The sequence below is a fragment of the Armatimonadota bacterium genome, assembly GCA_013314775.1.
In the GTDB taxonomy this organism is placed as follows: Bacteria; Armatimonadota; Zipacnadia; order Zipacnadales; family JABUFB01; genus JABUFB01.
Genome location: JABUFB010000003.1, coordinates 186885 through 200298 on the forward strand (window position 1 = coordinate 186885; position 13414 = coordinate 200298).

A 13414-nucleotide genomic window follows, 5' to 3' on the forward strand; every position below is an offset into this window, starting at 1 on the left:
GGGCCGGCAATCACGGCTCGCTGGAGGCAGATCATGATCCGCGCAATGCTGATCCTCGCGGGGGTGCTCCTCATGACCCCAACTTTCGCGCAGGGCAATTTCGTCTGGACCGTAGACGACTTCTCGTCCGTTGACCTGAGCGCCTGGCAGAGCAGCATGTCACCCGAGTACTACCGGGGCGGCGAAGGTCAAAAGGGCCTGGAAATCATCGACGACCCGGAGCGCGGTCAGGTCTTGCGTTGCGACGTGCGCTACGTGGACGACAAGGCCAGCGAACCGTGTTTCATCACCCGGAAACTCACCCCTCAGCCGGGCAAGCTTGACGTGGTCGGGGTGCGGTTTTATGCAAAGTTCACGGAGGCCGCGATCGCACCTGAAGGCGGGTTCCGGGTGCGCCTGCGCACTTCGGACACCGCCTTCACCGACTACGACGTGCAGGAACAACTCGGCCGGCCCTTCCCGGTGGGCGAGTGGGTCGCGGTGAACCTGGAGACCGGTATCGGCCCGAACGTGCGGAACATCTGGAACGACGTCTTCGGCACTATCCGGGAGATCACGTTCCGGCTGGATGACATTGACGACCGCAATGCCCAGTTCGCGCTGCTGCTGGATGATGTCCAGCTCGTCATGAGACAGCCGGCGCAGGAGCAGTCCTATGAGCCGAAGCAGTCGGAGCGTCCGGCTCATGAGGGCGTGCGGGTTCTGCTTCTCAAGCACCGGGCCGCGGGGTACTACGGGCTGGAGGAAGCAATCCGGCAGGCGTATCCGGAGGCGCAGATCGACACCTGCCACTACCGCGGCCTGCACTTCGAATTCTTCGACTTCCCGCAGACCCGTGAGGACGTGCTCGCGTATGATCTGATCGTGCTGCTGAGCATCGACCCCTTCGTGATGACCTGGGAGCAGGCAACGTGGATTGCCGACGCGGTGGTCTCGGGCAGCAGGCTGGTGGTCTTCGGCGGGCCGGTGACGCTGAACGCGTCCAGGGACTTCAAGGCGCCGCTGAGGGCGGTGCTCCCGGTAACCTTCGAGCCCGGAGCGAAGGCGTTGCCTATCAACAAGCCACCGGTTCCCGGAGAACCGCACTACCTCAATGCGGGGCTGGATCCGGCAGGTCTCGGCACCGTCACGGAGATGCAGGACCTGCGGCCCATCGAGGGCGCAGCGGTTCCCTGGACCGCCGGCGACAGGCCTCTCGTGATCACCGCACCCATGGGCAAAGGCGTCAGCACGGTGGTGAACACCTGGGTCCACGCCGCGAACTCAGCCACCGGAGACTTCTTCACCTCAACCCTCTCGGATGACTTCCTGCGGACGCTGGTACGGTTCGGGCCCGAGAGCACGACGCCCGCGATCACCGACCTGAAACTGCCGCCGCTGAGCGTGATGGGGGCAGCGGAACTGACGGCTGTCGCGACGGTTTCGGGAGAGCGGCGGGAGTTTCCGATCTCGATACCCGCGCCCAAGCAGGCGGAGGAGAAGTATCCCTTCGTCATTGCCGCTTCCGCACCGGATGGCGGGCGAGAGGTGCGAGACTTCGAGATCACCGTGCTTCACCCGCTGGACTTGCGAGTGCTGTGGACACGGGGCAAGTACACCTTTGCGCCCGGAAGCCCGGTGGAGTTCACCGTGGACACCCGGCGGCGCGACCTGGCCCGGGTGAGCCCGGGCTCGGGCCCCCGGGTGGACTACTCCGGGGGCCAATTCCCCGTGAGTGTGGACAACTTCGTGGACCCCTGGGTCTACCAGCCGGGGACCGAGACCGTCATGCACAATCTCGCTGGCGCTGAAGACGTGCGAGTGCAGGAACGCACCGAGAACCTGCTGCCTCGCTGGAACGTGACGGGTTTCGCGGTGTGCGCGCGGCCGGCGGAGAACCTGCGGATCGGCGAAGACGGGCGCATTCTCCGCGTGGAGCGGGACATCCAGGCGAATCCCGGCGGCAAGGTGCGGGTCCAGACCCGGTACGAGGTGCTGCAGGACATGCGGGTCAGCCGCCTGCCCCTGAACGTGAGTTTCCCGGTGAGCAACTACGCCGGACTGAAATACACCGCGACCCAGGAGGAGGGTGTGCGCGAAGGGGTCTTCCCTGTGGATACCACCCCGGGCAATCTGTTCAGCGGTCACGGACTGGACATGACCATCCAGACCCCGGACGGTCCCGTGGCCCTTCGTGTGGTGGAGCCCGGCGTTCGCGTCTGGCTGCGTGACCTGCGGCAGTTCGACATGACCACCTACCGGCTGGAGATTGAGTCGCCCCTGGAGGGCAAGGAAGCCAGGGCCGGCGACACTTACACGCTTACCCTCGAGATGAGCGGGCCGGTGACCGGCGCGACCGATCTTCTGGCGGCACTGCAGGAGATGCCTCACATACAGGCGGAGTTAGTCGATCCGACCACAGGATACCGGTGGGATGTGCCGCGGGTGGAATCTGAGACCGGTGCGCGGTTCGCGGGCAGCCTGCCGAACCTGGCCTCGGGCGAATACGCGCTGGAGGTTACGGCTTCCGTGGCCGGGGAGACGGTGTGCACGCAACGCGCAACCTGTTACGTCGTTGACCCCCTGGACCTCGGCGACTTCTTCCCACTCATGTCCATCGTGGGCGTCGACGGCGACGGATTCTGGCTGGATGACGCCGGAATCCAGGCCCGGGTGGAGGACCTGATCGACCACGGCTTCAACACCGCGGCGATCACCGGGACAAGCAGCTTCCAGTCGGACACGCCGCGCAATAACCAGCGGCTGAAAGGCGTGGCCGAAAGCTATGCCCAACGCCGGGGCATGGCGACGACTTACGAGTACTCCAGTTTCACCGACCTCAACGCCAGTGGCCCGCCGGCGGTGTGTCCCTTCGATCCCGGCTACCGCGATCACCTTCGCGGACGGCTCGAGTGGCAGGTGGATGTGGGCAAGCGCACCCCGCGCCTGATCTCGGCCAAAATCCTGGACGAGCCCACCGTGAACCCGGGCGTACTCGCGAACATCAGCGAGCAAGGCAAGGCGGAGTTCCAGCGCAGGTATGGGATCGAGTATTCCGCGGACTATGCAAAGAGCCAGGAGCCTTACGAACGCTGGGCATTTGCGGATTTCATGGGCGAGTATCTCGGCGAGGGCTACCGCCACAGCCGGGGAATTCTCGACGAGATGGACGCGGGGTTCGACCTGCTGCTCACATACATGGCCGCCGCGACAGGCTACCAGAGGCCGCTGAATTCCCAGCAGGACGGCCTCGACTGGACCCGTCATGTGAGCTGGGCGGACTTCGACGTGTACCCCTACTTCTACCCGAAGTCCCAGCGCATCCGCATGGTTCAGGCGGGATTCTCCATGAGCTTCATGCGCGACATCTCCCGGGCACGCAAGGTGCCGTGGGGCTTCTACGTGGAGCTGGATGACCGCAACTGGCCTTTCCAGAAGAACCCGCGACAGGCATCGGCCGAATGCGCTTTCACTGCGATTGCCCGCGGCGCCGACTATCTGAACAGCTTCATCAACACCGTCGCGACCACGGGCACCCAGTCCCGGCCGGAACGCTGGGAGGACGCCGGCAAGGCTTTCCGCATGATCCGCCGTATGGGCCCGATGCTCAAGCACATGCCCGCAGTGCGTGCGCGCCTCGCCCTGCTCTTCCCGAACTCCCAGCAAGCCATCGGTAACGGCTACGCCACGCCGGACTACGCCCTGGCCGCGATCCAGGGCGGCTTCGGCGAGTGCGACATCCACAATGAACAGGTGATCGTGGAGACCGGCGAGATCCCGTATCCCGCGCTGGTGCTGCTCAAGGCCGAGTTCATCCACGAGAAGCTGGCGGAATTGCTGGAGCAATGGGTCAGGGCCGGCGGAGTGCTCATCTGCGACCGGTTGCCGACGCAGAGCCATCGGGGCGCACCGCCGGCGTGGAGTCTCCCCGCACAAGGCGACCCGCAGCCGGCCTGCGGGCCAATCCAGTGGTCCATGGCGTCATTAGGAGAGGGCAAGATCGTCTTCCTGCAGACCGATATCAACGAGGAATTCCGCAAGCTGGTGGAAGTGCGGACTCCGGAACCGGCGGCCTGCAAAGCCTTCCGCGCCGGACTCGCGCAATTGCTGGACGGGATCGGGCTTGTCCCGAATGTGCGGGTAGAGTACTCGGAGACCCAGGATTCGGTGGACCTCGTGGAGGCCGGACTGCGTGGGGGAGAGCATGCTGCGCTTCTTCTCGTCGTCAATCACCAGCCCTCCGAACAGGAAGTGACTGTGACTCTGGACCGTGCCGATCTGCGGTGGTTGGTGGACATGGACAGCATGTCGCCCGTGACTGCCCAGGTGCAGGACGGCAAGACCCTCTTGCGCCTGACCGTTCCCGCTCGCTGGGCGCGGGCTGTGGCGGGTTACAGGACGCGGCCTGCCGGTGTGCAACTGTCAATGCCCGGAGGGCGAGTGCAGCGCGAAGGAACTCTCTCCTACTCGGTGACTGTCGCCGGTGAGGGCCAGGAACCGGTGATGGGCGGAGTACTCATGGAGGCAGAAGTCACCGGACCGGATGGAAAGCCTGTCAGCCGGTTCGGCGGCAGCTTTGCGCCACTGAGCGGGACCCAGACGGTTCGCGTGCCTGTGCCGGTCAACGCTGCGCAGGGCAACTACGGGTTGACGATCCGGTTTCCCCAATGGGGCGCGACCAGCAGCACGAGCTTCCAGGTGGAGTGAGGGGTGACAGGGGCGGCAATTGCCACAGACCGCGCACCCGGCTACTGCGCCGGCCCTGGCGTGTCGTCGTCGACCAGGGCCATCCCGCGCCGGACCCGCATGCGCCACTTGTAGTACTCCGTGAAGGTCACGGGCAGCAGGTATGTGAGCCCGAACCCAAGCATGGCATAGCGTGCATAGTCGGCTGGTTCACTGTCACCGAGGATCGCTTTCAGGCCGATGCGCAGGCCGAGCAGGACCGTCACCGCCACCAGCAGCTTGAAGGCCTGGGTGAGCCGCGGTGCGTGGGCGCTGTATCCACGTCTTTCCAGGAGAATGAACCCGATCCCGGCGCCCAGCAGCACTCCGGCGGAGCGCACGCAGGCCTCGACGCCCTGCCCGGCAATGTATGTCATCGCGGATGCCGCGACCACCAGAACCATGGAGTTCGCGGCCTCCAGCTTCCGTCCCGACGCCTTCCACGCGCCCAAAACGAACAGGTAGGCGAGCAGAATCAGCCCGCCGATGATCAGTCCGCCGACAACATCAACCGGCCAGTGAACCCCGAGCCACAGGCGCGAGAAGGCGATCCCAGCAATGAGCAGCAGTGCGGCGATGCGTCTGACGGGCGAGCCGGTGCGCAGGGCGATGACCCCCCAGACCACCGCGGCGTTCTGGGCGTGGCCGCTGGGAAAAGCCGGGCCGCCTGCGCTCTCGGGGTACAGGGCAGTAATCTGGTCCGGATAGGCCTCATAGGGGCGCACCGTTCCGATGGACTGCTTGAGCAGACCATTGGAGAAAGAGGTGGCGAGAAACAGGATGATCAGATGAAAGCCAATCCGATGGCCCGCGCACAGGTAGACAAAAGCCAGCAACACCATGTAGGCCTCTTCCGACCCCAATCCTGACAGGCCGATGAACAGGTTGTCCAGGAAGGGGACTCGCAGGCTCTGCAACCACATCAGGAAGTCCAGGCTTGACATGGCTTGCCCTTCTGTCTGAAACTCAGATACCTGTTGAAGAAGGGTTCGCCGCAGCCCAAGCAGTACCTGCCGCCAGCAAACCAACCGGGGGAGCATGCTGATGGGGCTCACGAAAGACCAGATATTGGCCGATCTGAGGGCGCTCGGTGTTAGCGAAGGCATGGTGCTCATGGCCCACTCATCCCTGTCCGCACTTGGACGGGTCGAGGGTGGCGCCGAGACCGTCATCGAGGCACTCGCGGAAGCCGTCGGCCCAACCGGGACCCTCTGTATGCCTGCGATGTCCGGCGAGCAGCCCTTCCGGGTGGAGTCTTCACCCTCCAACGTGGGGAAGGTCACCGAGCGGTTCCGCTCCTGGCCCGGCGTCAAGCGCAGCATTCATCCGACCCATTCCGTCTGCTGCCTAGGCCCGAAGGCCGACGAGATCATGGCGGGGCACATCGACCAGCCTACCGCACTGGGTCCGGAGTGCCCCTGGGCGCGCATCGCGAGAATGGAAAACGGTTACATCCTCCTCCTTGGCTGTGACCAGGACCGCTGCACACTCCTGCACTGCGCCGAGGAAGCCGTAGATGCGCCGTACCTGAACACCATCAGCCGGGACTATGTCGATGAATCAGGTGAGGTTCAGACCAAGATCCTGCACAAGTTCCCCGGGCCGCACCGGGACTTTATCGGTCTGAATCCCATCCTGCGCCGCGCGGGAGTGCTCAAGATCGGGAAGGTGGGCCGGGCGCTTGCAACGCTCATGCCCGCGGGCAAGCTGCTGCAGGTCGCCATCGAGGCCCTGCGCGACGACCCGGCCGCGGTACTGTGCGACAACCCGAACTGCGCTGACTGTGTGCGCCAAAGGGCCGCGATCAAGCGACACCGTCTGGCCCAGGAGAGCTTCACTCTATCGGCTGTGCTGGACGAGCTCACGGTGAACCTGGACCGACTCGGCGATGCGCTGCAGACACTCACAGCCCACGGCATAGGCTACATCGAGCTTGGCCCGGCGACATCCGGTATGATCGGCTCCATGGCGCCCGAGCAGATCGAGCGCATTTCCGGTGAGATCGCCGCACGGTCGATGAGCGTCAGCATGGTCTCGTGCTCGGGGCCGCTGTCCCTCAACGAGAACGTGCGCCAGGCCATGGTGCTTGCGAAGGCTCTGAACTGCGGTTTCGTCAAGCTGCCGCCGCTCTTCGCCGACAGCCACCTTTCGGTGGAAGAGCTTCCCGCGCTGGTTTTCGAGGCCGGTGAGAACGGGATCAGCCTGGTGGTCGAGAACCAGCTTGGCGGCCTGTGCGAAACGAAGACGGGCTGCGAGGAGTTCTTCGCAGCCAACAACGGCGTGCTGCTGGCCTTCAACCCGGCCCATTTCGCCCACGCCGGCGAGCACCCGTTCCTGAACACCTTTTACAAGGGCCGTCTGAAGCACGTGATACGGCAGCTCTATGTGACCGACGGCTGTCATCCGGGCGGCGAACAGTTTACGCTGCCCGGCCAAGGCAACGGAGAGGTCAAGGAATTGATCTCGATCCTGCGCTGCCGCGGCTTCGACGGATTCCTGTGCCTCAAAATGGGCGACCGCACCGGACGGGAGGCCTTCAACGCACAGGCGGATGCATTCTGGAGGCTGCTGGAGAACCTGTGATAGGGACGTTGCACTGATGCGTGTATTCCTCGCGGTAGCCGCCTGCCTGTCTCTCTCGGTGGCGGCCTTTGCGCAACCCGGCGGGCCGGATGTAGACAAGCGGCAGGTGTCGGTGGAGGCGGTCAACCGCCCGCTCACCGATGTCCTGGCGGATCTCGGCCGCCAGATCGGCGCAGGGATCATCGGCCAGGGCACTGACGCCACGCTGGTCACTCTCTCCCTGTCCAACACGCCTTTCCGGGATTGCATGGACCTTCTCGCAGACACTTTCTCGCTTATCGCCGGGTGGGAGGGAAATGCGCTGGTAGCGCGCTCCATGACCCATGCGGTGCAGGCGGTTGACCGGCGTCTGGCCGAAGGCCAGATCGACGCTCTCGCCACTCTCATGCCTGCCGCAAGTGGGCAGGTGCCTCTGTATGGGTCGGACGACCTGCGCAAGCAACTGGCTGGGAAGCTCCAGCAGATCGTCTCCGAACGCACCCGGGAGTGGCTGGCGCTGGGCGACATGGACCCCGATCTCGCCCTTATGATGGCGTCGATCCCGTTGCAGGACCCCAAGCTGCGGCCGGCCCTGGTATGCCTGGGTGTGCGCGGGCTGGTGCGCGACGGTCGGGTTGACGCGGCTCTCGAAGCCTGGAATCTCTACCTGCGCGGCGATCGATCCCCCGCAACGGCCACGGCGTGGGCTGAACTGTTCTTCGCGCTGCACTACAGTTCGTCCCCGTACGCCGTTGCCTTCTGGCAGCAGTCCTTCAGTCCCGACCGGGTGGCGGATGTGTTGGGCCAGTACTGGTCCGAGAAGCGCTACCAGGACGGCCTGCATTTCGCGCGCCTGAATCTGCGCTATGCGACGGGAACCGGACGCGCCGCGGAGGCCGCTCGATTAGAGCAGATCATTGCGGCAACTCTCGGCCAGGTGCGCACCATCGACGTCACCTGCGCCGTGGATGCCGACGCCCTCACCGACCCGCGCACGGAGAACAAAGTGCGGGTGCGGGTTGGGAAGCTTTCCGAAGTGTTCGAGCGCGAGTTCGGCATCCGCTTCCGGGTTACCGACATGATCGCGTGGAACCCGCCCTCGAACAACGGCTTCGAGCCCCAGTACGTCGCCCTCAAGCAGGCCCTCGGAACCCGCAGACCCGAGCTCACCCTCGGGTTCATCCTGGAAGTCTTTCAGATGCACCCGTCGCAGTTCCAGCCCATGCACAAGCACCTGTGGATCGGCTACGGCTGCCCGCATGTGGGCGCATACCTGCTCACCCGGGACTTCTCCTTCGAGTACATCACCGCTAATGAAGCGCTGGAGTGGACCTTCAAGCCGGGCGCGGTGGAAGAGACCCTGGTACATGAAATGGCCCATATGTTCGGCGCGCTGCACGTGGATGACCCCACATCGGTCATGCGCCCCACCTCCAACAGCCGCGTGGAATGGTCCTTCGACGACGTGAACCGCCAGATCATCATGGCCGGGAAGTGGCGCGACTTCTCGAGGGGCGTCGATTCCCTGGATATCCCTGAGCTGCTTACCACCATCGACCGATACCACGCGCTGGCCGGTCAATCCGCGACGCCCAATGGCGCGGTGCAGGAGATCGCGCGCTGCCACCTGGCCCTGGCGAAGCTCTACTCGGCGCGGCGCGAGCCACTCATGGCCCGGGAACACCTGCAGGAGGTCCTGGCCATCGGCGAACCCAAGGACGTGCTGGTCGAGGCCCAGGCGATGTTCGCGGGCTAGACTGCTGCGGCCGCCCAATACTGTCCCACACGGACCATCTCGCCGATTCGGAGGCCGCGACATGGAAACGAATCCCAAGTTCACGCTGAACAAGTACCTGATACACCAGAAGATCCTCTCCCTGGGCACATACTACGTCTATGACGAGATGCAGCGCCCCCTGTTCTTCGTGGTGCGGCCGGCGCTAAAGCTCAAGGCCCACGTCTCCATCTACGACGACGACACCAAGGCGAACAAGCTCCTGGAACTGCGCCAGGACAAGATCATCGCCATCAACCAGATGTTCACCCTCCTGTCTCCCGATGGCGCAACCATTGCTGTCTTCGAGCGCCAGGGGCTCTTCTCCATGCTTCGGCGCACCTGGAAGATCACCGGGCCCGACGGCCGACTGATCGCCATCGCGCAGGAGGACTCCTGGGCGAAGGCGATCATCCGCCGCTTCCTCACCGACTGGATCCGCACCGACTTCGAGGTCGTCCTGGCCGACGGGACGAAGGTGGGATACTTCCACCGGCAGTTCACGATCGGCGACAAGTACTCCCTGGATCTGAGCGCGGATCCGGGCAGGCGTCTTGACCGCCGAATCGCCGTTGGGTTAGCAATCCTCCTCGATACTGCAGAAGCCCGCTGAAATGATCGCCTGCGTGCAGCGCCGCGCCACCGTCGGCTGCCTCGAAAAAAACCTGGAAACAGGAAGGAACTCGTAAGAACACGCGGAATATAGAGGAACATCCTATCCACAAGAGAGGTGACGGGATTTGCGCAAGACAGGCGGTTTTACGTTGATCGAGCTCTTGGTTGTGATCGCGATCATCGCGATCCTGGCCGCCATTCTGTTCCCGGTGTTCGCAAGAGCACGCGAGAAGGCGCGCCAGGCAAGTTGTCAGTCGAATATCAAACAGATCATGCTCGCCTGCATCATGTACAAGACCGACTACGACGGCCGCTTCCCGCAGAACTGCACCTCCTCGTCCACCACGGGTTGTGTTGCGCCGGGTTGGGACTGGCGAGAAGTCACCCAGCCCTACGCCAAGAACTGGCAGCTCTATATCTGTCCCTCGACCGAAGAGATTTCCCGGCCCTGTATGCTCAGCATCCCGCGCAGTTTCGCAGGGCAAAACCTCGGCGGGTACGGCGCGAACGCCGGCCGCCCGGGCGTCATCGGTCAGATCGGCAATGGCCCCTTCGGCAATAGCTATCACCGACCAGCCCCGAAGGAGTCCAAGTTCCAAACTCCGGCCGAACTCATCGCCATCGTGGAGACTGCAGTGCACTGCCACATGGTCTGCGGCGTGGGGCACATGGGCACTGACACCGGGTCCACCACCGGCTGGGATGCCCGACGCTTTGACCACAATGACGGCATGAACTGCGGCTACTATGACGGCCACGTCAAGTTCCACAAGCGACAGTTCACCGCCGCCGAAATGGGCACGGATCTCTAATCCAGACAGGCTCCACTTGCGCTACTTGCAGAGCCCCGGCACCCAAGGCCGGGGCTCTCACTTTCAGCGCCCGTTAGAACCGGCAGAATATCGTCGAAATTGTCGTAACAAGGGGAAGGAACTCGCAAGGCCCACGTCGAAGGTAAGCATTACATCCTTCAGGAAAGAGGTGACCGGCTTGCAGAAGACCCATGGTTTCACGCTGATTGAGCTGTTGGTGGTCATCGCGATTATCGCGATCCTGGCGGCCATTCTGTTCCCCGTTTTTGCCAGAGCACGCGAGAAAGCGCGCCAGTCAAGCTGTCAGTCGAACCTGAAGCAGATCGCTCTGTCGTTCCTCATGTACAGCCAGGACTATGACGAGAAGTTCCCGTGGTGCTGCAGCGCACCACCCCGAACCGGCAGAAACGACGGCCTGAATGTGGACCCGTGGTGGCGCCCGGCCTCGGTCGGAACAACCGACATTCGCTATGCGGGTCTCACGGGTCCGTACATCAAGAACCGCCAGATCTTCGTCTGCCCATCGGCGAACTATGATGTGAATGGCTACGCCGCAGCGCGGCAGGTCCTGCAGAGCAACAATGGCTGCTACGGCCGCCTCCAGGCCGAGATCAAGTTCCCGGCCGAGAAGGTCCTCTGCGGGGACGGCATGAACACCCGCGGGCTGTGCGGAACGAACCGCAGCACCTCCTGCGCAGGACGCTGGGGACGTGGCGACGACGCCGCAGCTACGATCGAGGCCTGGAAGCGCCACAACGACGGGACCAACATGGCCTACTGCGACGGACACGTGAAGTACCAGAAAACCCCGTCCGGCCCGATGGATCAGACCCAGTGTCTCAAGATGTTCGGCGACCCAAGGAACTACTGAGCCGCATTTCGGACTGCACCCACGACACGGGCCTCCAGCGATGGAGGCCCGTTGCTCTTATCCAGCAGGTTCTTCTCGGTCCGGTTCTATGGCGCCCCGAGTTCGGGTCTGGGGAACAGGTCGCACAGTTGGGCGTAGGTCTCGTCGCTCAGTTCCACGTTCGCTGCGGCCACATTGTCCCGCATCTGCTCGATCTTCGTGGCCCCGATGATCACCGACGTTACGGCCGGGTGCTTCATGCACCAGGCGAGAGCAAGCTGGGCGGCGCTGATTCCGAGCTCAGCCGCCATGCTCTTGAGGGTCTGGGCCTTGCGGAGTACCTCGTCCTTGAAATACAGGTCCATCATGATCTTGTTCTGCGATGGGTCCGAGGCCCGGGTCCCTTCCGCAGGCGGCTTGCCGGGTTCGTACTTGCCGGTGAGTACTCCGTGCGCCAGAGGTGAGAAGACGACGTTGCCCATCCCGGTCTTCAGCGTGGTGGGGAAGACCTCGGCCTCCGGGTAGCGCCACAGGAGGCTGTAGCGGGGCTGATTGGATACCGGCGGCCGGCAGCCCATAGCTCTCGCAAGGTCACACGCCTCCTGCAATAGCGCTGACGGCCATTCGCTGCAACCCCAGTAGAGGATTTTCCCCTGCCGCGCGAGGTCATCCATGATCCGGATCGTCTCCTCCAGCGGAGTATCCGGGTCGGGTCGGTGACATTGGTACAGGTCGATGTAGTCAGCGTTCAACCGCTTCAGGCTGGCATGGCACTGCTCGAAGATATGCTTGGCCGACAGCCCGCGATCATTAGGCCCGTCACCCATGGGCGCCCAGACCTTGGTGGCGAGGACATACGATTCCCGCGGATAGCCGGGGAGGATACGGCCCAGGGACTTTTCAGCCTCGCCGCGATTGTAGGCATTGGCCGTGTCGAACCAGTTGATGCCGGAGTCGAAGGCCAGGGCCACGCATTCGGCGGCGACGTCATCACTCACATGCATGCCGATGGTGAGATAGCTCCCCAGCCCGATCTTGCTGATCTTGACGCCCCACTTGCCGAGGTTGCGGTATTCCATGGTGTATCCCCTGGCGTGCGTGGTTGTGGATTTAGCCGTTGCAGCCGGTTGGCCCGGACCCTCCCAGCCGGGGCAGGTCTCCGTTACTTCAGGCCCCACGCCCGCATGTTGTCGAAGCTGATCTTCAGGCTGTCGAAGGGATCGCGGTCGTAGCAGTTGTCCTGCTCGACGATGTACCATTCGACGCCCGTGGTCTTGCAGGCTTCCAGGATGTTGGGCCAGTTCAGATTGCCCTCACCGACCTCAGCGAAGCGCTGCTCGCCGCTGACAATCCGGAAATCCTTGAAGTGGACGAGGAACATGCGGCCTTTGAGCATGCGGATCCAGGCCGCCGGGTCGCCGCCGCCATGCTGCACCCAGTAGGTGTCGATCTCGCCGGTCACATATTTCGGGTCGCTCTCTTCGTAGATGATCTGCAGGCCGGTGCGATCGCCGTACTTCTCCAATTCGAAGCTGTGGTTGTGATACCCGAAAGCCATGCCGGCCGCCGCCAGCTTACGCCCCACCTCATTGGCCTGCTTGGCGAAGGCGGCGTACCCCTCGGCGCTTCCCCGGAACTCATTGGGCAGGCCACCAATGGCGGGGTACTTGCACCCGATGATCTCGTGTTGCTCGATCATCCGGTCGGTGTCGTCGCGCAGGCTCTCGAAGGACACGTGGGTCGCGGCGACCACGATCCCGTTGTCGTCGCAAATGCGGCGAACATCGGCCCAGTCAATGTCCTTGCCGATGCCGGAGACTTGCACGGCCTCATAGCCGATCTCGCGCACCCGCTTCATGGCCTGGGCAAAGTCTTCGGTGGTCTGGGTGAAATTCCGCAGCGTATACAGCTGGGCGGCGATCTGTGTCCGTGGCATGCAAATCGTCCTCTCGGCTGGTCAGGCAATCCCCGTCGGGGGATCGTCCTGCCTGTGGTTTTTCTGAAGTATGCTCAAAAGGGCCCCCGGCGTCAACGGCGGAAGCCCCGCGATGGCGACGGCTCAGACGGCACTTGCATCGGGTTCGGGTACGGCTCGAA

General features: G+C 63.7%; 9 protein-coding genes. 6 read left to right on the forward strand and 3 right to left on the reverse strand.

Annotated elements, in window-relative coordinates; all coding sequences use genetic code 11:
• Nucleotides 1-33: 33 nt before the first annotated feature.
• Nucleotides 34-4686 carry a hypothetical protein gene (locus HPY44_03570; GenBank protein ID NSW55069.1) on the forward strand — a complete coding sequence of 1551 codons (4653 nt, stop codon included), beginning with the start codon at nucleotides 34-36 and terminating at the stop codon, nucleotides 4684-4686.
• Between the two features lie 41 nt (nucleotides 4687-4727).
• On the opposite strand, the gene HPY44_03575 is transcribed toward HPY44_03570, so the two are convergent.
• Nucleotides 4728-5648, reverse strand: coding sequence for a phosphatase PAP2 family protein (locus tag HPY44_03575; GenBank protein NSW55070.1), 921 nt, complete (start codon nucleotides 5646-5648; stop codon nucleotides 4728-4730).
• 100 nt (nucleotides 5649-5748) lie between these two features.
• Here HPY44_03575 and HPY44_03580 point away from each other — a divergent pair, with 100 nt between their 5' ends.
• The 5 genes from HPY44_03580 to HPY44_03600 all read left to right on the forward strand — a co-directional run bounded on the left by HPY44_03580 (nucleotide 5749) and on the right by HPY44_03600 (nucleotide 11338).
• The gene (locus HPY44_03580; GenBank protein ID NSW55071.1) at nucleotides 5749-7287 is read left to right on the forward strand and encodes an AAC(3) family N-acetyltransferase; all 1539 of its coding nucleotides are present in this window, start codon (nucleotides 5749-5751) and stop codon (nucleotides 7285-7287) included.
• 16 nt (nucleotides 7288-7303) lie between these two features.
• Nucleotides 7304-9022 (forward strand): hypothetical protein, encoded by a 1719-nt coding sequence (locus HPY44_03585; protein ID NSW55072.1) that lies wholly within the window; start codon nucleotides 7304-7306, stop codon nucleotides 9020-9022.
• 61 nt (nucleotides 9023-9083) lie between these two features.
• Nucleotides 9084-9653, forward strand: coding sequence for a hypothetical protein (locus HPY44_03590; GenBank protein ID NSW55073.1), 570 nt, complete (start codon nucleotides 9084-9086; stop codon nucleotides 9651-9653).
• 127 nt (nucleotides 9654-9780) lie between these two features.
• Complete coding sequence (locus tag HPY44_03595) at nucleotides 9781-10467, forward strand: DUF1559 domain-containing protein (GenBank protein NSW55074.1); 687 nt, start codon at nucleotides 9781-9783, stop codon at nucleotides 10465-10467.
• 16 nt (nucleotides 10468-10483) lie between these two features.
• Nucleotides 10484-11338 (forward strand): DUF1559 domain-containing protein, encoded by an 855-nt coding sequence (locus tag HPY44_03600; protein ID NSW55075.1) that lies wholly within the window; start codon nucleotides 10484-10486, stop codon nucleotides 11336-11338.
• Nucleotides 11339-11424: 86 nt separating this feature from the next.
• Here HPY44_03600 and HPY44_03605 read toward each other — a convergent pair whose 3' ends face one another.
• Nucleotides 11425-12396, reverse strand: coding sequence for an aldo/keto reductase family protein (locus HPY44_03605; GenBank protein ID NSW55076.1), 972 nt, complete (start codon nucleotides 12394-12396; stop codon nucleotides 11425-11427).
• Between the two features lie 83 nt (nucleotides 12397-12479).
• Nucleotides 12480-13253 carry a sugar phosphate isomerase/epimerase gene (locus HPY44_03610; GenBank protein ID NSW55077.1) on the reverse strand — a complete coding sequence of 258 codons (774 nt, stop codon included), beginning with the start codon at nucleotides 13251-13253 and terminating at the stop codon, nucleotides 12480-12482.
• Nucleotides 13254-13414 lie beyond the last annotated feature (161 nt).